Origin of the sequence: Nonomuraea sp. NPDC048881, assembly GCF_040649795.1 — a bacterium.
Classification (GTDB): domain Bacteria; phylum Actinomycetota; class Actinomycetes; order Streptosporangiales; family Streptosporangiaceae; genus Nonomuraea.
Genome location: NZ_JBEZGC010000037.1, coordinates 12,773 through 32,472, shown reverse-complemented (window position 1 = coordinate 32,472; position 19,700 = coordinate 12,773). Strand labels below are relative to the sequence as shown.

At 72.9% G+C, this 19,700-nt stretch carries 21 protein-coding genes and 2 pseudogenes; 15 read left to right on the top strand and 8 right to left on the bottom strand.

Features of this window, described 5'->3' with window-relative positions; translation table 11 throughout:
• A pseudogene (locus tag AB0C33_RS50310) lies at positions 1-777 on the bottom strand (cytochrome P450); the annotation flags it as partial.
• Positions 778-1,056: 279 nt separating this feature from the next.
• Here AB0C33_RS50310 and AB0C33_RS50305 point away from each other — a divergent pair.
• A complete protein-coding gene (locus AB0C33_RS50305; protein ID WP_358302689.1) occupies positions 1,057-1,827 on the top strand; it encodes a class I SAM-dependent methyltransferase in 771 nt (256 codons plus the stop codon).
• Positions 1,828-2,076: 249 nt separating this feature from the next.
• Positions 2,077-2,445: a hypothetical protein gene (locus tag AB0C33_RS50300; RefSeq protein ID WP_358302686.1), complete on the top strand. Its 369-nt coding sequence runs from the start codon at positions 2,077-2,079 to the stop codon at positions 2,443-2,445.
• Between the two features lie 103 nt (positions 2,446-2,548).
• On the opposite strand, the gene AB0C33_RS50295 is transcribed toward AB0C33_RS50300, so the two are convergent.
• Positions 2,549-2,872, bottom strand: coding sequence for an AAA family ATPase (locus AB0C33_RS50295; RefSeq protein ID WP_358302683.1), 324 nt, complete (start codon positions 2,870-2,872; stop codon positions 2,549-2,551).
• Positions 2,873-2,968: 96 nt separating this feature from the next.
• On the opposite strand from AB0C33_RS50295, the gene AB0C33_RS50290 reads away from it, so the two are divergent.
• From AB0C33_RS50290 to AB0C33_RS50280, 3 genes are all read left to right on the top strand, one after another.
• Positions 2,969-3,127, top strand: a complete 159-nt coding sequence (locus AB0C33_RS50290; protein ID WP_352354877.1) for a hypothetical protein — start codon at positions 2,969-2,971, stop codon at positions 3,125-3,127.
• 101 nt (positions 3,128-3,228) lie between these two features.
• On the top strand, positions 3,229-4,704 hold the full coding sequence (locus AB0C33_RS50285; protein ID WP_358302680.1) for an MFS transporter: 1,476 nt from the start codon (positions 3,229-3,231) through the stop codon (positions 4,702-4,704).
• Complete coding sequence (locus AB0C33_RS50280; RefSeq protein WP_358302678.1) at positions 4,701-5,165, top strand: MarR family transcriptional regulator; 465 nt, start codon at positions 4,701-4,703, stop codon at positions 5,163-5,165. Before AB0C33_RS50285 ends, AB0C33_RS50280 begins: the two co-directional genes overlap by 4 nt.
• Before the next feature lie 2 nt (positions 5,166-5,167).
• Here AB0C33_RS50280 and AB0C33_RS50275 read toward each other — a convergent pair whose 3' ends face one another.
• Positions 5,168-5,728 (bottom strand): GNAT family N-acetyltransferase, encoded by a 561-nt coding sequence (locus AB0C33_RS50275; protein WP_358302675.1) that lies wholly within the window; start codon positions 5,726-5,728, stop codon positions 5,168-5,170.
• 33 nt (positions 5,729-5,761) lie between these two features.
• On the bottom strand, positions 5,762-6,181 hold the full coding sequence (locus tag AB0C33_RS50270) for a MerR family transcriptional regulator (RefSeq protein ID WP_358302672.1): 420 nt from the start codon (positions 6,179-6,181) through the stop codon (positions 5,762-5,764).
• Positions 6,182-6,235: 54 nt separating this feature from the next.
• On the opposite strand from AB0C33_RS50270, the gene AB0C33_RS50265 reads away from it, so the two are divergent.
• On the top strand, positions 6,236-7,186 hold the full coding sequence (locus tag AB0C33_RS50265; RefSeq protein ID WP_358302669.1) for an SDR family NAD(P)-dependent oxidoreductase: 951 nt from the start codon (positions 6,236-6,238) through the stop codon (positions 7,184-7,186).
• 5 nt (positions 7,187-7,191) lie between these two features.
• Here AB0C33_RS50265 and AB0C33_RS50260 read toward each other — a convergent pair whose 3' ends face one another.
• From AB0C33_RS50260 to AB0C33_RS50250, 3 genes are all read right to left on the bottom strand, one after another.
• Positions 7,192-8,031 (bottom strand): hypothetical protein, encoded by an 840-nt coding sequence (locus AB0C33_RS50260; protein ID WP_358302666.1) that lies wholly within the window; start codon positions 8,029-8,031, stop codon positions 7,192-7,194.
• Positions 8,028-8,273 carry a hypothetical protein gene (locus tag AB0C33_RS50255; protein ID WP_358302663.1) on the bottom strand — a complete coding sequence of 82 codons (246 nt, stop codon included), beginning with the start codon at positions 8,271-8,273 and terminating at the stop codon, positions 8,028-8,030. The genes AB0C33_RS50260 and AB0C33_RS50255 overlap by 4 nt, the downstream gene beginning before the upstream one ends.
• A gap of 105 nt (positions 8,274-8,378) precedes the next feature.
• Complete coding sequence (locus tag AB0C33_RS50250; protein ID WP_358302660.1) at positions 8,379-8,813, bottom strand: peptidase inhibitor family I36 protein; 435 nt, start codon at positions 8,811-8,813, stop codon at positions 8,379-8,381.
• Positions 8,814-8,938: 125 nt separating this feature from the next.
• Here AB0C33_RS50250 and AB0C33_RS50245 point away from each other — a divergent pair, with 125 nt between their 5' ends.
• From AB0C33_RS50245 to AB0C33_RS50205, 9 genes and pseudogenes are all read left to right on the top strand, one after another.
• Positions 8,939-9,424 carry a MarR family transcriptional regulator gene (locus tag AB0C33_RS50245; RefSeq protein ID WP_358302657.1) on the top strand — a complete coding sequence of 162 codons (486 nt, stop codon included), beginning with the start codon at positions 8,939-8,941 and terminating at the stop codon, positions 9,422-9,424.
• A gap of 80 nt (positions 9,425-9,504) precedes the next feature.
• On the top strand, positions 9,505-10,944 hold the full coding sequence (locus AB0C33_RS50240) for an MFS transporter (protein ID WP_358302654.1): 1,440 nt from the start codon (positions 9,505-9,507) through the stop codon (positions 10,942-10,944).
• Between the two features lie 37 nt (positions 10,945-10,981).
• A pseudogene (locus AB0C33_RS50235) lies at positions 10,982-11,182 on the top strand (pyridoxamine 5'-phosphate oxidase family protein); the annotation flags it as partial.
• 149 nt (positions 11,183-11,331) lie between these two features.
• The gene (locus AB0C33_RS50230) at positions 11,332-11,457 is read left to right on the top strand and encodes a hypothetical protein (RefSeq protein WP_358302692.1); all 126 of its coding nucleotides are present in this window, start codon (positions 11,332-11,334) and stop codon (positions 11,455-11,457) included.
• A gap of 311 nt (positions 11,458-11,768) precedes the next feature.
• Positions 11,769-12,962 carry an integrin alpha gene (locus AB0C33_RS50225; RefSeq protein WP_358302651.1) on the top strand — a complete coding sequence of 398 codons (1,194 nt, stop codon included), beginning with the start codon at positions 11,769-11,771 and terminating at the stop codon, positions 12,960-12,962.
• A gap of 122 nt (positions 12,963-13,084) precedes the next feature.
• Positions 13,085-14,167 (top strand): dihydrodipicolinate reductase, encoded by a 1,083-nt coding sequence (locus AB0C33_RS50220; RefSeq protein WP_358302649.1) that lies wholly within the window; start codon positions 13,085-13,087, stop codon positions 14,165-14,167.
• Positions 14,164-14,700 carry a carboxymuconolactone decarboxylase family protein gene (locus tag AB0C33_RS50215; RefSeq protein WP_352325308.1) on the top strand — a complete coding sequence of 179 codons (537 nt, stop codon included), beginning with the start codon at positions 14,164-14,166 and terminating at the stop codon, positions 14,698-14,700. The genes AB0C33_RS50220 and AB0C33_RS50215 overlap by 4 nt, the downstream gene beginning before the upstream one ends.
• Before the next feature lies 1 nt (position 14,701).
• Complete coding sequence (locus AB0C33_RS50210; protein WP_358302647.1) at positions 14,702-16,306, top strand: GMC oxidoreductase; 1,605 nt, start codon at positions 14,702-14,704, stop codon at positions 16,304-16,306.
• A 97-nt stretch (positions 16,307-16,403) separates the two neighbouring features.
• Positions 16,404-17,387, top strand: a complete 984-nt coding sequence (locus AB0C33_RS50205) for an alpha/beta hydrolase (RefSeq protein ID WP_358302644.1) — start codon at positions 16,404-16,406, stop codon at positions 17,385-17,387.
• A gap of 48 nt (positions 17,388-17,435) precedes the next feature.
• On the opposite strand, the gene secD is transcribed toward AB0C33_RS50205, so the two are convergent.
• Positions 17,436-19,673 (bottom strand): protein translocase subunit SecD, encoded by a 2,238-nt coding sequence (gene secD / locus AB0C33_RS50200; RefSeq protein WP_358302641.1) that lies wholly within the window; start codon positions 19,671-19,673, stop codon positions 17,436-17,438.
• Between the last annotated feature and the right edge of the window lie 27 nt (positions 19,674-19,700).

Here is a 19,700-nt window from a genome sequence, read left to right as displayed (position 1 = left end):
CGTCATCGTCCCGACGACATGGACGGGGTCCAGCTTCGCGCCGTTGAGCTCGGCGCCGAGCAGGTACGTCGTGAGGTCGTCCCGCGGGTGGGCCAGGTGGTCGTGGATCTGCTCGACCAGGTAGGACGACAGCTCGGCGAAGCGCTCCAGCCGTTTCTCGGTGGGCTCGTTCACGCTTTCCAGGGCGTTCTCCACGAACTGCCGGAACCGGTCGGCGTCCTCGGGCGGGAAGCCCAGCATGTCGGCGATCACCCGCATCGGGATGTCCTGGGCGTACTCGCGGGCCGCGTCCACGACCTCCCGCCCTTCGAGGCCGTCGATCAGCTCGTGGCACAACGCCCTGGTGCTCGCCTCCCGTTTGGCGACCGCCGTCTTGGTGAACGCGGGCAGCAGTAACTTGCGGGCGTCGTGGTGGAAGGGCGGGTCGGACGAGATCGGCGGGACCCCGCCCACCGGCGCGAGCTCGCGGGGCGGCTTGACGTTGCCGACGACGACGGCCCGGGAGGAGAACCGCTCGGTGTCGTAGGCGATGGCGGCGACGTCCTCGTACCGGGTCGGCAGCCACACCCCGCCGAACCGGTCGGTGTGCGCGATCGGGCAACGCTGCCGCAGGTCGTCCTGGATGGGGTACGGGTCCGCGGCCCACTGGGGGTCGACGTGGGAGAAGTCGGTGGCCCAGTCGGAGACCGGATCGGTGACGATCTCGCTGACGGTGCCGCGCAGCCGTTTCCTGCGCGTCTCTTCCAGCTCCGGGCCGAAGCGGTCGTCCACGGTCATCTCGCAGCTCCATCCCTGACGTCGATGAACCGGTCGGAGTCGATCTGAGGTGAATCGCACCCTCACCCGAATTAAAAAAGCATTCATTTGATACGTCAAGACACCCCCACGGCCGACGTTCCTGCCCGGCGGCAGTTCCTCCGGGTAGGGCAGACCGAGCGCTTCCGTTGGTGGATGGGCGCTTGAGTCGCGATCCGCGCACACGAGCAGCGAGGATGCCGTTTGCGTGCTTGACCAAGATCTGCCGTATGTCTGTGCCGCCGAGACTGCTGGGCGACAATGGCCCACATGTCTGCCATGCCCAAAGATCACGTTGAGACCGCGACCCCCTCCTCACTCAACGACTACGACAAGATGGCTGAGGGGTACGCGGCCGAGAACGAAGCCAGTCTTCTCAACGCGTACTACGAGCGGCCCGCGATGCTGGAGCTTGCCGGGAACGTGGCCGGAAGGCGCATCCTCGACGCCGGCTGCGGCGCGGGTCCCCTGTTCTCCGAGCTGCGCGATCGAGGCGCCGTCGTGACCGGCGTCGACGCGAGCGCCGGAATGCTGGAGCAGGCCCGACGGCGGCTGGGCGCCGACGCCGATCTGCGGGTCGCCGACCTTGCGGGCCCGCTGCCCTTCCCCGACGAGGCGTTCGACGACGTCATCGCGTCCCTGGTGCTGCACTACCTGGAAGACTGGGGCCCGACACTGGCCGAGCTGAGACGCGTGCTGAAGCCTGGCGGCCGGCTCCTCGTCTCGGTCGACCATCCTTTCAGCGTCACCCTCTTTCAGCACATGGCCGGGGAGAAGCCCAAGTACTTCGAGACCCGCAGCCGGACCGACGAATGGACCATGGGCGGGCAGACCGTCCAGATGCGTTTCTGGCACCGGCCCCTGCACGCGATGACCGAAGCCTTCACTGCGGCGGGCTTTCGTATCAGCGTCATCAGCGAACCGCCGTTCGCGCCGGAAGCCCGCGAACTGTTCGCCGAGGAGCTCCGCGAGTTCGAGCCCACTCGCACGAGGTTCCTGTGCTTCTTGTTCTTCGTTCTCGAAGCTTGCTAAGCGCTCCGTAACGATGCCGTCGTATGCTCCCGACGCGGGCAGAGGTGAGCGATCTTCGGCCGAAGCGTTCGGCGTTCACGCTCGCTGACGGCTCCGGGGGAATGTTCGACCGCGGACGAATCCCGGCTCAGACAGGATGGACCCGTCGTACTCAGCCCCCGGTTCTGTCGGTTTGCGATCATCGGAAGGTGTTGTTCGCGACGATCAGAGGGAGGCCGTGTGTCGGTGGGCGGTTCGCGTTCGAGGGTCTTGGCGTTCTTCGGCGTCCTCACGGCTGCGGTCATCGTGATTGCGGCAGTCGTGGCCTTCCGCGGCACCGATGACCAGCGGTTCATCCGCTCGGCGGCTGAGGTGGAGGCGTTCGCACGCACGGTGAGGGAGGGGGACCGGCTCGGCCCCCGCATCATCGGCGGGATGGAGTTCGAGGAGGTCCGCCGCGAGCAAGGCGTGGTCGTCTTCCAGCAAGGCGCGGCTCTGCAGAGCCCCTACGGCTACGCCTGGAGTCCGCAGGGGGATCCGGCTCCGATTCTTGAGGACGTGGAGTGGTCGGAGGACCACGTCGATCACCGTTTCGAACACCTGGAGGGCGCCTTCTACGCCTGGCAGGGAAGGCGCTGACACGCGACCGCCCCGGTGAGGAGGCGACGCCCGGAACAGCCGAGCCGGCCACCACAGGATTCCATGACCGCGCACCAGGTCAGTTGATCTTCGGCTCTGCACTTCACCCGGCGAGGCGGGTTCTGACTTGGGCTGCGGAGGGGTGGGCGAGGCCTTCCAGGAGGGTGAGGGCCGGGCGCCAGGTGTCGGCGGCGGCGTCCGGGAGGGCGGACACGTGCAGGTTCACGTAAAGCTGACCGCCGGGGAACCGGTCGCGGACGCGGTGGGCCCAGTGGACGGCGAGCGCCGTCTTGCCCACGCCCGCGGTGCCCGTCACGGCGGCGACGACCACGGCGGCCGGCTGCTCACCCGCCGCGGCGAGCAGGGCGTCCAGGCGGGCGAGCTCGGCGGCGCGGCCGGCGAAGCCGTACACGCCGGGCGGCAGCATCGCCGCGACGTGCCCGGACGCGGGCGCGGCCGGGACGGTCTGGGACCGCAGCAGCGTGTCGTGCAGGCGCCGCAGCCCGGGGCCGGGGTCGAGCCCATGAGCCGGCTGACGGAGATCCTGCGCAGGCCGCGTACGTGGGCGGTCGTCGGAATGCTGGCCGTGGTGGACGTGCTGGCGGTCCTCCTGCTGCCCGAGGAGGTGTCGGTGTACGCGGTGACCGCGCTCACGGTGGCCGCCGCGACCTTCCTCGACTGAGTCGTAGAGCCCCTGGCAGCCCGGACGGGCTGCCAGGGGCCTTGCGGCGTTTCAGGGGGGCGGGGCGGACATGTGTTTAGTTGTGCGAATATAATCGTTATATGCCTATAACGAGTAGAGCGCCCCTCTCCCCCGCCCCCGCGCTCAGCCCCCGCCGGCGGATGCTCGTGCTGGCCATCTGCTGCATGAGCCTGTTCATCGTCGGGCTGGACAACACGATCGTGAACATCGCGCTGCCGGCCATCCGCCGCGACCTCAACGCCTCCATGTCCGGCCTCCAGTGGATCATCGACGCCTACACGGTGGTCCTGGCGAGCCTGCTCATGCTGGCCGGCTCGACCGGCGACCGGGTCGGCCGCCGGCGCACGTTCCAGACGGGGCTGGCGCTGTTCACGCTCGGCTCGCTCATGTGCTCGCTCGCGCCCGGCCTCGGCTGGCTGATCGCGGCGCGGGCGATGCAGGCCGTCGGCGGGTCCATGCTCAACCCGGTCGCCATGTCGATCATCACGAACACCTTCACCGAGCCGCGCGAGCGAGCCCGCGCGATCGGCGTGTGGGGCGGCGTGATCGGCATCAGCATGGCGCTCGGCCCGCTGGTCGGCGGCACGCTGGTGGACTCGGTCGGCTGGCAGGCGATCTTCTGGATCAACATCCCGGTGGGCCTGGCCGCGTTCGCCCTGTGCGCGCTGTTCGTGCCCGAGTCGCGCGCGCCGCGCCCGCGCCGGGTGGACCCGGTCGGGCAGACGCTGGTCATCGTGCTGCTGGCCACCCTGACGTACGGCTTCATCGAGGCGCCGGCGGCCGGCTGGGCGTCCCCGCGCACGCTGGGCTGCTTCGCGGTCGCGGCGCTGGCGCTGGCCGTCCTCGCGCCGTACGAGCTGCGCCGCACCGACCCGCTGATCGACCTGCGCTTCTTCCGCAGCGCGCCGTTCACCGGAGCCACGGTCATCGCGGTGTGCGGCTTCTCCGCGCTGGCCGGGTTCCTGTTCGTCAACACCCTCTACCTCCAGGACGTGCTGGGCCTGTCCGCCCTGCACGCCGGCCTCTACACGCTGCCCATGGCCGGGCTCACCGTGGTCTGCGCGCCGCTGTCGGGCCGGATCGTCGGGACCGCCGGGCCGCGCGTCCCGCTGGTGGTGGCCGGGGTCACCATGGCGGCCAGCGGCCTGATCATGACCGGGCTGGCGGCGGACACGCCGACCTGGCGGCTCATGGCCGCGTACGTGCTGTTCGGGGTGGGCTTCGGCATGCTGAACGCGCCTATCACCAACACCGCCGTGTCCGGCATGCCGCGCGCCCAGGCCGGCGTGGCCGCGGCGGTGGCCTCCACCAGCCGCCAGATCGGCCAGTCGCTCGGCGTCGCGGTCATCGGCTCGCTGGTCACCTCGGCGGTGGCCGGCCCGTTCGCCGCCGGGTTCCCGCAGGCCAGCCACATCGGCTGGTGGATCGTCGCCGGGTGCGGGCTGGCCATCCTGCTGCTCGGTATCCTGACCACGACCGGCTGGGCCCGCCGCAGCGCCACCCGTACCGCCGAACGGCTCGCCCACGCACCCGACAGAACGGCGGACGCCTCATGACCGACACCTCCGGCAGCTCCGGCAGTTCCGGGCACGACGCCGTGGCCCGCGTCTGGGCGGCGATGTACGACCTCGTCCTGCGGCAGGAGGACCGCCGCAAGGAGGTGGCCGAGACGCTCGGCATGAGCTTCTTCCGGGTCAAGGCGCTGCGCCGCCTGCTGGCCGGGCCGATGAGCATGCGGGAGCTGACCGCCGAGCTGTCCACCGACAAGCCGTACACCACCCTGATGGTCGACGACCTGGAGCGGCGCGGCCACGTGACCCGCAGCGTCTCCCCCGACGACCGCCGCAGCAAGATCGTCACGCTCACCCCGGCGGGGACGGCCGCCGCCGAGGAGGCCGAGCGCATCCTGGCCCGTCCGCCGCGTTCCCTGCTGGCCCTGGACCCCGGCGACCTGGCCGCGCTCGACCGCATCATGGCCCTCCTGCTCACCCCGGAGGAGCCGGCCCGCCGGCGGTGAGGTCAGCCCTCGAACCAGGACAGCCGGGCGGCGCAGAGGGTCTGCTCGGCGCCGAACTCCTCGAAGGCGGCGACCGGCCGGAAGCCCAGGCGGGCGGCCAGTCTCAGCGATCTTCCGTGCGCCGTCCGGGTGACGATCACCACTGGCTGGTCGGGCAGCTCGGCCGCCGCGGCGCGCAGCGCGGCCGTCGCCGCCTCGTGGGCGAACCCGCTTCCCCAGGCCGGGCGGCGCAGCACGTAGGACAGCTCCAGCTCCTCGCCGTCGCCGGTGACGTGCCCGGGACGGTCGGCCGCGCGGCGGTCGAGCGCGAGCGTCCCGAGCAGCCGGTCGGTGACGAGGTCGGCGATGACGTAGCCGCCCGGCGCGGCCGTCGCGGCGGCGGTTCCGGCGGCGTCGAGGAAACGTTCCACGTCGTCCCGAGGGCGCGGGCCGCCCAGGTGCTCGCGCACCTCGGGGTCGGTCATCAGCTCGACGAGACCGTCCCGGTCGCCGTCGTGGGCCTTGCGCAGCAGCAGGCGTTCGGCGCGGATCTCCGTGGCGGACAGCGTGGGCAACCGGCTCATGGGTCCTTGATCCTAGGACAGCCGGGCCGCCGCTCAAGGCGAAGGCGTCGGCGACCAGACCCCGGCCGCGGTCCCGTCCCGGACGTGCCGGCGGTAGGCGACGACCTTGCCGTGGATGATGTCCAGGCTCGCCGTCAGGTCGGCGATCCGGTCGCGGACGGCCCGCTCGTGCTCCTCCAGCAGCGCGAGCCGCTCCGGCTCGTTGCCCGGCCCCGAGCGTACGAGGTGGGCGAACCTGCGCAGGGTGGCGATCGGCATGCCGGACTCCCGCAGCCGGTTGCACAGCAGCAGCCACTCCACGTCGGCCCGGTCGTAGGCCCGCTGCCCGCCCGCCGTACGCGGGATCGGGCGCAGGAACAGCTCCTCGCGCTCGAAGAAGCGCAGCGCGTGGACGCCGAGCCCGGTGGCCCGCGCGACGTCCCCGATGGACAGGCGGTCCTCGTCCCTGCTCATGGCACCTCGCCATAGTTTGACCTAGATTGCACTCTAGATTCTACGGTCGAGGGCATGGCACGTACCCAACAAAAAATCGGCTCGGGTTTCGGCGCGCACAGCACGGCCGACGACGTCCTGGCCGGCATCGACCTGTCCGGCCGGAACGTCCTGATCACCGGCGGCTACTCGGGCCTCGGCCTGGCGGCCACCCGCGCGCTGGTACGGGCGGGAGCGCACGTCGTCGTGCCCGCCCGCCGTCCCGGCGTGGCGCGGGACGCGCTGCGCGACCTCCCCCGCACGGAGGTGGCCGAGCTGGACCTGGCCGACCTCGGCAGCGTCCGCGCCTTCGGCGACCGGTTCCTGGAGACCGGCCGCGGCCTGGACGTCGTCATCGGCAACGCGGGCGTCATGGCCTACCCCCACCGGCCGGTCGGCCCCGGCTGGGAGGCGCATCTCGCCATCAACCACCTCGGCCACTTCGCCCTGGTCAACCGGCTGCGCCCGGCGCTCGCCGGGGCCCGGGTGGTGTCGGTCTCCTCCTCGGGGCACTTCCTGTCCGACATCCGCTGGGACGACCCGCACTTCCGCCACGGCCACGACCACTGGGCGGCCTACGGGCAGTCCAAGACGGCCAACGCCCTGTTCGCCGTCCATCTCGACGCCCTCGGCGCGGCCGACGGCCTGCGGGCCTTCGCCGTGCACCCGGGCAGCATCCTCACCCCGCTGCAGCGCCGCATCCCGCACGAGGAACAGGTCGCCCAGGGCTGGATCACGGCCGACGGACGCCGGGCCGACGGCTTCAAGACCCCGGAACAGGGCGCGGCGACCGCGGTGTGGGCGGCCACGTCACCCCTGCTGGACGCGCACGGCGGCGCCTACTGCCAGGACTGCGACCTGGCCGAGCCGGCGACGGGCGACGACATGCTGATCGGCGGCGTCAAACCCTGGGCCCTCGACCCGGACTCCGCCGCCCGCCTGTGGAGACTCTCCGCCGACCTGACCGATGAATCCGCCTTCTCCTGACCGCCCTACGGGCGGCGGCCGGGCCTGACCAGCACCGCGCCGCAGGCCGCCGCCAGGGCCGCCCGGCAGGCGGTGAGGCCGCGCGCGGCGGCGGGAGAGCCGCCGGCCCGGAGCAGGAGGCGGTCCGGACGGCGCGACCTGACCGTGGCCGCGAGCGCCCCGGCGAGAGCTGCCGGCACGGCCGCCCCCGGGAAGAGCAGCCAGCCGTACGAGGGCACGAAGCCCTCCTCCAGGTATGCCTGCCCGCTCTCGCCCAGCCGCTCCTGGACGCGGTCCCGGTCGGCCGCCGTGACCCGGTGCAGCGAGGGATCGACGATCAACGCCTCCAGCTCCAGCTTGACGCCCATGCCGAGCACCAGCCGCGCGGGCAGGAAGACCGCCTCGACGCCGCCGGCGGGCGGGGGGACGACGGTCGCGGGAATCGTCCTGGAGATTCTCGGTTCGCCCGGCGGGTCCTCGGGGGCGCTGTACTCGATCGTGACGGTGTCGTGCCGGCCCGGCTCGGACGTGACCGCCACGGCCCTGCCCTCGTCGTACGGGAACGACGGGTCCCCCGTGAGGTAGCGCAGCAGCGCCTGGTCGCCGATGTAGGCGCGGGAGGAGGACGTCGCGGAGTCGGCCGTCGACACGGTGAGGTCGAACGGGTGGACCGGCGTCAGGCCCTGGGCGACGTCCGTTCCGGGCAGCTCCTGCCGGACGGCGGCGATCCCGAGCGCCGGTCGTGCGGGATCGAGCCGCACGACGAGCGCCCCAGGCCGCGCCTGCGGGAGGTACCGCGCCCTGGACTGCGCGGTCCCGGCTGTCGCCGTGATCGCCACCGCGACGGCGAAGGCCGTGGCGATCATGGTCGCGGCCACCGCGGGGGCCGTCCGCGCGCGCCGGTCGGCCAGGTGCCGGGCCGAGAGCCGCAGGACCGCCGGAAGCCGGCCGCCGCCACCCACGCGCCGGCGACCAGATGGCCGGAGTGCATCCGGCCGTGCCGCCCGCGCGGGGCGGTCTCCGCGGCGAAGACGGTCGCGCCGCAGGCCGGCATCACGAGCACGCCGATCAGCGCCAGGAAGAAGATCAGGGAGACGAGGTCCGGCATGGAGGGAGCGTACGGGCGGAACGATCGACGCGACACCCTCGCGGGCCGGGGACGGCGACGGCCGGCCGCCGCGGGGTGCGCGGGGCCGGCCGGAGGGTTCGAAGGTCAGCCGTGGGAGTCGGTGGTCGCGGCGCGCTTGATGCTCAGCTCGTCGCCGCCGATGGAGCAGGAGGGGCCGTTCGGGCCGCCGAAGCGGACGGAGTCGAAGAAGTCGCGGAAGGTGATGTAGAAGTTGCCCTTGCCGCGCGGGCCGGTGACGGCCGAGCAGCCGCCGTAGTCGGCCTCGGAGTAGAGATGGATGAGCGTGTCGGTGCGGTTCCAGTCGGACTTGGCGCGGTCGCCCATGCCCAGGACCGCCAGGTTGGCCGTGCTCGCCTGGAGCTGGACGATGTCGCCGGTGCCGTCGAGACCGGAGAACAGGCAGTAGTTGCCTTCCTGGCAGCGGTCGTATCCCGTCGCCGCCTGCGCGGGGGACGCCACTGCGGCCAGCGCGGCCACGGCGATCGGTAACGCCAGAACGTGAAACTTCTTGCCCACCATGCCTCCATGGACGAAACTTTCCTTCGGTCCGAACATACATAGTGAGATCAACTTGCGCTAGACCGTCAGGGTGGACGTTCTTCAGCGGATAATCCGCTACGGGATGAGTTGGTAGCCTCGATGACATGACTTCGATGGCGCCCTCCCGCACCGAGCACGACCTGTCGTTCCTGCTCGACCACACCAGTCACGTGCTGCGCACCCGGATGGCGGCGGCCCTGGCCGAGCTGGGGCTGACCGCGCGCATGCACTGCGTGCTCGTGCACGCGCTGGAGGAGGAGCGCACACAGATCCAGCTCGCCGAGATCGGTGACATGGACAAGACCACGATGGTGGTCACCGTCGACGCCCTGGAGAAGGCCGGGCTGGCCGAGCGGCGGCCGTCGAGCACCGACCGGCGGGCACGGATCATCGCCGTGACCGAGAAGGGCGCCCAGGTGGCGCGGCGCAGCCAGGAGATCGTGGACGGCGTGCACACCGCGGCCCTCGACTCGATCCCGGACGACGAGCGGGAGGTGCTGGTACGCGCCCTTAACCGGCTGGCCACCGGCCACCTGGAGACCCCGGCCGAGGCGCCGCAACCGGTCCGGCGGGCCAGGGAACGCGGCTAAATAGTTCCGTGACATATCGTCTGTAACGGAACTATCTGCTACGGTCTCTCCTGTTGCACCCCTTGAAACAGGAGACGACCATGTCCCTCACCTCCCGGCGCACCGCCCTGGCCGTGTTGTCGACGTCCGCCTTGATGACCATCCTCGACGGCAGCATCGTCACCGTGGCCATGCCCGCCATCCAGCGCGACCTGGGGTTCTCCCCCGCCGGGCTGAGCTGGGTGGTCAACGCGTACCTGCTCGCGTTCGGCGGGCTGCTGCTGCTGGCCGGACGGCTCGGCGACCTCGTGGGCCGCCGGACGATGTTCCTGGCCGGGAACGCGGTGTTCACCGGCGCGTCCCTGCTGGCCGGCCTGGCCAACAGCGAGGGCCTGCTCATCGCCGCCCGCTTCCTGCAGGGCGTCGGCAGCGCCATGGCCTCGGCCGTCGTGCTCGGCATCCTGGTGACCTTGTTCACCGAGCCGCGCGAGCGGGGGCGGGCGATCGCGGTCTTCAGCTTCACCGGCGCGGCCGGCGCGTCGATCGGGCAGGTGCTCGGCGGCGTGCTCACCGACGCGCTGAGCTGGCACTGGATCTTCTTCATCAACCTGCCGATCGGGCTGGCGACGATCGTGCTGGCGCTGCCCGCGCTGCCCGCCGACCGGGGCCTCGGCCTCGCGCGGGGCGCCGACGTGACCGGCGCGCTGCTGGTCACCTCGGGCCTGATGCTGGGCATCTACACCGTGGTCAAGGTCGAGGAGCACGGCTGGCTCGCCGTGCACACCCTGGCGTTCGGCGCGGTGTCGCTGGCCCTGCTCGCCGGCTTCTTCGTGCGCCAGGCCACCGCGCGCACGCCGCTGATGTCGCTGCGCGTGCTGCGCTCCCGCAACGTGGCCGGGGCCAACGTCGTGCAGATGCTGGCGCTGTCGGCGATGTTCGCCTTCCAGATCATCGTCGCGCTCTACATGCAGAAGGTGCTGGGGTACGGCGCCCTCGCCACCGGGCTGGCGATGCTCCCGGCGGCCGTGGCGATCGGCGGCGTGTCGCTGTTCGTGTCGGCGCGGCTGAGCGCCCGCTTCGGCGCGCCGGCCGTGCTGCTGGCCGGGCTGGTGCTGCTGCTGGCCGCGATGGCCTGGCTCACGCGGGTGCCGGTGGACGCCGCCTACGTCACCGACCTGCTGCCGGTCATGGTGCTGATCGCGGGTGGCGGGCTGGCGCTGCCGGCGCTGACCACGCTCGGCATGTCGGCCGCCCGCGCGGACGACGCCGGCCTCGCCTCAGGGGTGTTCAACACCACCCAGCAGATCGGCATGGCGCTGGGCGTGGCCGTCCTGACCACGCTGGCGGCCTCCCGCACGCAGGAGCTGCGCGCCGGCGGGGCGGCCGAGGGGGCGGCGCTGACCGGCGGCTACCACCTGGCCTTCGCCACCTCGGCCGGGCTGCTGGCGGCGGCCGTCGTGGTCGCCCTGGCCGTCCTGCGGCGGCCCCGGGCCGCCGCGGCCGCCGACGCGTCGCGGATCGACCAGCCCGCCGCCCGCTGAATCCCCTTCTTCTCACCGCGAAACGGAGCCGATCATCATGACCGAGCCCTCCTACGGCCCCGGACAGGGCCCCGGCGCCCGCCCCCTCACCGAGGACGAACTCCTGCGGATCCTCGCCCGCCAGCCCTTCGGCGTGCTGGCGACGCTCAAGCGCGACGGCCGCCCGCACCTGGCCTCGATGGCCCTGCGCTGGGACGCCGCCGGACGCGTCCTGCGCATCTCCTCCGCCGAGGGCCGCGTCAAGGTGCGCCACCTGCTCGCCGACCCGCGGGCGACGGTGCACCTCCAGGGCGACGACGTCCTGTCGTACGCGTCGCCGAAGGACGGGCGGAGGTCTCCGAGCCGTCGCTCACGCCGGGCGACGCCACCGGACGCGAGCTGCTGGAGATGGCCGGCGGCTTCCCCGACCCGGCGGACGAGGCCGCCTTCCTGGCGGAGATGGCCAGGGGACGCCGCCTGGTCATCAGAATCCGGGTGGACCACTTGTACGGCATCGCCCTCGACGCCGCCTGACCGGCGCCCCCGGCCGCCGGGAGCCGGACGGGCGGACCCCGGACCCCGGTTGTCGGGCGTCGGACGGGCGGGCACCGGGCCTCGGTTGCCGGGAGCTGGAGGCGCGGGCGAGGATGGCGCGATCGTCAAGGGGAGGTCGTCGTATGCGGGTCCCGGGCCGTCCGCTCGTGGTGTTGCTGGTGGGGGCGCTGGCCGCGTGTTCCGCGCCGGGGCCCGCCGCCGCTCCCGGTCCCGTCCCCGTGCCGGACACGAGCCCGAGCCCTAGGACCTTGCCGACCCGCGTCTCGCCCCTGCCACCCCACACCCCGACCGTGCCGACCCACGTCCCGACCGTGCAGGCCGCGACCCGGCCGCCGGTCGTGCGGCCGGCGCGCAGCCGCTGCGACGGGGCGAGCGCCCGCGACTTCGACGGCGACGGCCGCGACGACGTCGCCCTCGGCTATCTCGGCGCCACCGGCCGGGTGCACGTCCTGTCGGCGGGCAAGGTCATCCACCTCCCCACCCCGCCGGGCAACCGGATGAAGGGCTTCGGCTGGTCGGTGACCATGGCCCACGTCAACGACGACCGCTGCGCGGACCTCGTCGTCGGCACCCGTACCCTGACCGTGGCCGGCCTGAAGGGGGCGGGCGGGGTCTACGTCCTACACGGCGGGGCCGCCGCGCCGCCGCGCCGGCTCGTCTCGCCGCGGCCGCAGGAGGACGCGGCCTTCGGCGAGTCCGTCGCCGCCTACGGCGACCTCGTCGCGATCGGCGCGCCGCGGGAGCGGCCGGGAGGCGCGGTCTACCTGTTCAGGAAGGGCGCGTTCGTCCGGCGGATCACCCAGGAGACGCCCGGCGTGCCCGGCAGCTCCGAGGTCTCCGACCGGTTCGGCGACCGGCTCGCCCTCGGCCCGCTCGCCGACGGCGGCGTGGGCCTCGTCATCGGCGCCCCGGAGGAGTACGCGGACGGCCCCGGCCGCCAGGACGTCGGCGACCGGGACGACTCGCCCCTCGGCGCGGTCACCGTCGTCCGCGACGTCACGGCGCGCAGACTGAGCGCGGCACGGCTGCGACCGCCGCGCGACGACGACGGCAGGACCTGCGCCGGCTTCGGCGACAGCCTGGTGTACGTCCCCGGCACCGGGCCGGCCGTGTTCTCGCCGCCATGCGGCCGGCTGCGCTTCTACGACCTCGACCTCAAGGTCATCCGCACCGTGACGGCCCTGCGGGAGCCCTGGGACGCCGAGCTGGCCGCCTCCGCCGACGGTCGGGTGGCGGCCCTGGGCGGTGACCACGGCGACCCGGCGTTGCTGCTGCTGTCCCCGAAGGACGAGACGCGGGACCGCCGGCTCACGGGCGACTACCTCGCCGACACGGCGCACCGGGGGATCGCGTTCGGCGGCGGCCGGATCGTGGTCACGATGCAGGGGGCCGCCGACGTGGCCCTCGTCGACCCCGCCACCGGAAAGGCCGACCTGGTCAAGACCGCCACCGGGGACCTGTTCATCAAGGCCGTCGAAGGCTGAGAAGCGCCCGTCGTCGAGGCCGCCGAAGGCTGAGGGACGTCCGTCGCCCGAGGCCGTCGAGGACTGAGGAGGGCCGGTCGTGGGCCCTGTACACCAAACCAAGCGCTTGCTACGCTCCGCCCATGACGTCCACCGTGGTGTGGGGTACCGGCAACGTCGGCCGCGCCGCCATCAGGGCCGTGGAGGCCCATCCCGACCTCAGTCTCGCCGCCGTCGTCGTGCACTCCCCCGACAAGGCCGGCCGCGACGCCGGACAGCTCGCCGGACTCGGCCGCGACCTCGGCGTCACCGCCACGGACGACGCCGCCGCCGTCCTGGCCGCCCGCCCGAGGGCCGTCGTGTACGCCGCCTCCGGCGACCTGCGCCCCGACGACGCCCTGGCCGACGTCCTGCGGGCCGTCCGGGCCGGCGCCGTCGTCGTCACGCCCTCCCTGTACGCCCTCTACGACCACCGCGGCGCGCCGCCCGAGCTGCGGGACCAGGTGCTTGCCGCCGTCGCCGAGGGCGGCGGCTCGCTGTTCGCCTCCGGCATCGACCCCGGCTGGGGCAACGACCTGCTGCCCCTGCTGCTCAGCGGCCTCGGCTCGGTCGTGGACGCCATCCGCTGCCAGGAGATCTTCGACTACTCCGGCTACGACCGCCCGGACGCGGTCCGGTACATGGTCGGCATGGGCCAGCCCATGGACTACGAGCCGCCGATGATCGCGCCGACCGTCCCGTCCCTGGTGTGGGGCGGGCAGGTACGGCTGATGGCGCGGGCCCTCGGCGTCACGCTGGAGGAGATCCGCGAGGTCGTCGAGCGGCGTGCGCTCGACCGCACGGTCACCACCGCCGGGATGGGCGACTTCGAGGCCGGCACCCAGGGCGCGGTGCGGTTCGAGGTGCAGGGCGTCGTCGAGGGCGAGCCGCGCATCGTGATCGAGCACGTCACCCGCATCCACCCCGCCTGCGCCCCCGACTGGCCGCTCCCCCCGGACGGCGGCGACGGCGCCCACCGGGTGATCGTCGAGGGCCGCCCGCGCATCGAGGTCACGATCGAGGCCACCGACGAGGGCGGCAGCCGTTCGGCGGGCGGGAACGCCACCGCGGCGGGCCGGCTGGTGAACGCCATCGACTGGCTCGCCGCCGCCCCGCCCGGCCTGTACGACGCGCTCGACGTCCCATTGCGCCCCGCGTCCGGCCGGCTCGGAAGGAAGAACCCGTGATCGTCGACGTTCCCGGCGGCAAGGACCCGATCGCGTACGTCTGGGGCGAGCTGGTCCCCGGCATCGGGACCGCCGCCTCGAAGTTCTCCATGGCCGTCTACGCCCACACCACGCTGGGCCTGCGCGAGTTCGAGGCGGCCCGGCTGCGGATCGCGCAGATCAACGGATGCGTCTTCTGCCTCGACTGGCGCACCGAGCGCGACGGCGTCAAGGTCGAGGACGGCTTCGCCGACGCGGTCGCGGACTGGCGCGCCACGGACGCCTTCGACGCGCGCACCCGGCTCGCCGCCGAGTACGCCGAGCGCTACGCCCTGGACCACCACGGGCTCGACGAGGAGTTCTGGTCCCGGATGACCGAGCACTACAGCCAGAACGAGATCGTGGAACTGAGCATGAGCATCGGTTCCTGGTGGGCCTTCGGCCGGCTCAACCACGTGCTGGGCCTGGACACGGCCTGCATGCTGACCGGCGGCCCGGCACCCTCCGTCAGACCGACCGAGTCCGCGTCAGACCGACCGAGCGAGGGCACGTGACATGAACACCAGCCGCCGCACCTTCATCGCCGGAACCGCCTCCCTCCTGGGCGCCGCCGCACTGCCCGGCCGCGCCGCCGCCGTCGCCACCGCTGCCGCCGACGGGCCGATCGCCGACGGCGCCCGCGTGCCCGTCCTGGTGATCGGCACCGGGTACGGCGGCTCGGTGGCCGCCCTGCGCCTGGCCCAGGCGGGCGTCGAGGTGCACATGATCGAGATGGGCATGGCCTGGGACACGCCCGGCTCGGACGGCAAGATCTTCTGCAACACGCGCGAGCCCGACTATCGCTCGTACTGGCTGCGCACCAGGACCAAGGCGCCGCTCAACTACTTCCTCGGCTTCCCCATCGACCGGGACATCCCCCGCTACACCGGCATCCTGGACGCCGAGGAGTTCGCCGGCATCACGGTCTACCAGGGCCGCGGGGTCGGCGGCGGCTCGCTGGTCAACGGCGGCATGGCCGTCACGCCCAAGCGGGAGAACTTCGCCGCCGTGCTCCCGTCGGTGGACGCCGACGAGATGTACGGCGTCTACTACCCGCGTGCCAACTCCGGCCTCGGCGTCGGCCTGGTGGACCCGGCCTGGTTCGACACCACCGCGTGCTACCAGTACGCCCGCGTGGGCCGCAAGCACGCCCAGCGCTCCGGCTTCCCGTTCACCTTCGTCCCCGACGTGTACGACTGGGACTACATGAAGCAGGAGGCGGCCGGCACGGCCACCCAGTCGGCGCTGGCCGGCGAGATCCTCTACGGCAACAACCACGGCAAGAAGTCCCTGCAGAAGACCTACCTGGCGCGGGCCCGCGCGACCGGCAGGGTGACGATCTCGCCGCTGCACCAGGTCACCTCGGTCGCCCCGGCGGCGGGCGGCGGCTACACCGTCCGGATCGACCAGCTCGCCACCGACGGCTCGGTCACCGCCGCCAAGACCGTCACGGCGGCCCGGGTGTTCTTCGCCGCGGGCAGCGTCGGCACGAGCAAGCTGCTGGTCAGGCTGAAGGCCACCGGCGCGCTGCCGGGTCTGGACGACGAGGTCGGCAAGGGCTGGGGCGACAACGGCAACGTCATGTGCGGCCGGGCCAACCACCTGTGGGACCCGACCGGCAAGCTGCAGTCCGCCATCCCGTGCGCGGGCATCGACAACTGGACGGCCGGCGGCGCGTTCGCCGAGGTGGCGCCGCTGCCGACCGGGATCGAGACGTACGCCTCGTTCTACCTGTCGATCACCAACACCCCGCGCCGCGCGCAGTTCTCCTGGAACGCCGCGACCGGCAAGGTGGACCTGAGCTGGCAGACCGCCTGGAAGCAGACGTCCATCGACATGGCGAAAACGATCTTCGACAAGATCAACGCCAAGGAGGGGACGATCTACCGCACCGACCTGTTCGGCGTGTACAAGATCTGGGGCGACCACCTCACCTACCACCCGCTCGGCGGCGCGGTGCTGAACCGGGCCACCGACAACTACGGCCGCCTGACCGGCTACCCCGGCCTGTACGTCATCGACGGCTCGCTGATCCCCGGCAACACCACGGTGAACCCGTTCGTCACCATCACGGCGCTGGCCGAGCGGAACATCGAGAAGATCATCGCCACCGACCTTTAACGCAGGGTTTGCCGAAACGGCAACGGAGTTCGCGCGCCGCGGCACGGGCCGCGCATGATCCTGGTGACAGGCCAGGACTCACATGCGTGGAGGAACGATGTCGCAGCTCACCCCGGTCGCCGAGGGCGTCCACCGCCTGGTGCCCTCCCCCGCCGGCCGGGTCCATCTCGTGGAGGCGGGGCAGGGGCCGCTGGTGCTGCTGGTGCACGGCTTCCCCGAGTCCTGGTACTCCTGGCGGCACCAGCTCCCGGCGCTGGCCGCCGCCGGGTACCGGGCGGTGGCGGTGGACGTGCGCGGCTACGGCCGCTCGTCCAAGCCGGCGGACGTGGCCGCGTACCGGATGACCGAGCTGGTCGAGGACGGCGTGGCCGTGGTGCGGGCGCTGGGCGAGCGGAGCGCGGTGATCGTCGGCCACGACTGGGGCTCCGGGATCGCCGCCCACAGCGCCCTGCTCAGGCCGGACGTCTTCCGCGCGGTCGCCATGCTCAGCGTGCCGTACACGCCGCGCGGCGGGCCGCGCCCCACCGAGGCGTTCGCCGCCATGGGCGGGACGGACGAGTTCTACGTCAGCTACTTCCAGACGCCCGGCCGGGCCGAGGCCGAGATCGAGCCGGACGTCCGGGGCTGGCTGGCGGGCGTGTACGCGGCCCTGTCCGCCGGGACCATGCCGGGCCCGGACGCGCCCCACCCGCTGTTCGTGGCCCCGGGCGGCAGGCTGCGCGACCGGTTCCCGGCCGGCGGCACGCTGCCCGGCTGGCTGAGCGAGACCGACCTCGACTTCTACGCCGCCGAGTTCGAGCGCACCGGCCTGACCGGCGCGCTGAACCGCTACCGCAACATGGACCGCGACTGGGAAGACCTCGCGCCCCACGACGGCGCGCCGATCGTCCAGCCCTCGCTGTTCGTCGGCGGCGCGCAGGACGACACGACCCGGTGGCTCTCCGCCGCGATCGACGCCTTCCCCACCACCCTGCCCGGCCTGGTCTCCTCCCGGCTCCTGGACGACTGCGGCCACTGGATCCAGCAGGAACGCCCGGACGAGGTCAACGCCATCCTCCTGGACTGGCTCTCCCGGCTCTGACCCGCGACGCCGCGGGCCCGCCCGCGCGAGGCGGGCCCGCGGCGCCGGTCACAACACGGCTCCCGAGCCCTCGCGCGGCCGCCGGGCGGCCTTGGGCGCGGGCGGCTGGGGGGCCGGACGGCGGTCGTACCGGGCCAGGCCGATGGCCGCGGGGCCGGCCACGAACGACGACGTCAGCGTGCCCACGACGATGCCGGTGACCAGCGCGATCGCGAAGTCACGCAGCGAGTCGCCGCCGAAGACGGCCAGCGCGACCAGCACGAAGAGCGCGCCGAGCCCGGTGTTGACGGTCCGCGGCACGGTCTGCAGGATCGCCGTGTTCACCGCCTCGGCCAGCGGCGCGGTGCGGCGGGCGGCCCACAGCTCGCGCACCCGGTCGAACACCACCACCTTGTCGTTGACGGAGTAGCCGACCACGGTCAGCATCGCGGCGAGGAACACGCCGTCCACCGGCTTGCCGAGCCAGGCGAACAACCCGATCACCACGGCCAGGTCCACCAGCAGCGCCAGCACGGTCGCCGTGCCGAACGTCCACCGGAAGCGCACCGCCAGGTAGAGCAGCTGCGCCGCCACGGCCACGCCGAGCGCGATGACGGCGTTGCGGCGCAGCTCCTCGCCCAGCGTGGGGCCGATGAACTCGTCGCGCACCTTGCTCACCTCGCCGCCCTGCCCCTCCAGCGCGGCCTGGACCTTGGCCGGGTCGAGCTGCCCCGCGCGCACGGTCACGCCGTCGGCGGCGGCCTGCACGACCGCGCCCGGATAGCCGGCCTCGCTCACGAGCCGCCGGGCCGTGTCGGCGTCGACCGCCCTGGACGTGCCGAACTCCACGAGCCGGCCGCCGGTGAACTCGACCCCGAAGTCCAGGCCGCGGGTGAACAGTCCGGCCAGCGCCGCGACGACCAGGCCGCCCGCGACCGCCAGCCACAGCTTCCTGGCCTTCATGAGCTGGGGGTTCCGGCGGGCCAGCCACGTCCGGACCGCGCCCGGTGAGCCCAGGCCCGACAGGCGCGGCCCGATCCGGCCGATGACGGCCTGGGTGAGCACGCGGGTGATCAGCATGGCCGACACCAGCGAGGCCAGCACGCCGATCGCCAGCGTCACGCCGAACCCCTTGACCGGCCCGGAGGCCAGCCCGAACAGCAGCGCGGCGGCGATGAGCGTGGTGACGTTGGAGTCGGCGATGGCGCTCCAGGCGTTCTTGAACCCCCGGTTCAGTGCCGGGGCGAGCCCGCGGGCCGGGGCCAGGCCGTACTCCTCCCTGGCGCGTTCGAAGACGAGCACGTTGGCGTCGACCGCCATGCCGATGGCCAGCACGAACCCGGCCAGGCCGGGCAGCGTGAACGTCGCGCCCATCGCGACCAGCGCGGCGTAGGAGATCAGGCCGTAGCAGGTGAGCGCGATGGCGGCGAGCAGGCCGGACAGGCGGTAGATCACGATGATGAACAGGGCGGTCAGCACCAGCCCGGCGATCGCGGCCTTGACGCTGGCCTCGATGGCGTCGGCGCCCAGCGTGGGGCCGACCGTCCGCTGCTCGACCAGGTCGAGCGGCACGGGCAGCGCGCCGCCCTTGATCAGCACGGCCAGGTCGCGGGCCTCCTCGTGGGTGAAGGACCCGGTGATCTCGGTGTTGCCGCCGGGGATGCCGGTGCCGCAGGGCACGGACGGGTCGAGCTGCGGCGACGAGATGATCTTCTTGTCGAGCACGATGGCGACGCGCCGCTTCGGGTCGCCCGCCGGCTGGCAGGCGGCCGCGCCGGTCATCCGCTGCCAGGCGTCGGCGTCGCGGAAGTCGACCGTGACCGACCAGCCGGGCCCGCGCTGCGGGTCGCTGCGCTCGGTGGCGTCGCTGACGCCGTCGCCGCTGATCGCCGCCGGGCCGAGCGCGAGCGGGCTGCCGCTCTCGTCGGGCAGCGCGGTGGCGTCCCCGGCCTTGCCGGGGCCGGTGACCGGGTGGAAGGCGAGCTGGGCGGTGCGGCCGATGACCTCGGCCGCCTTGCTCGGGTCGAGCACGCCGGGCAGCTCGACGATGATCCGCTTCTCGCCGGAGCGGGCCAGGGTGGGATCGACGACCCCCAGCGCGTCCGCCCGGCGGCGGAGCACGTCGAGGGCGCGGTCGGTGGCCGAGGAGTCGGCCGTGACCGTCGGGGAGTCTCTGGCCTCGAAGACGAGCTGGGTACCGCCGCGCAGGTCGAGGCCGAGGCGTGGCGTGGCGGTGAGGGACAGGATGATCGAGGTCGCGATGACGGCGAACGCCGCCAGCGCGCGCCACATGGGCGCACGTGACATGAGGCCTCCACAGGCTCAGGTGTGCGG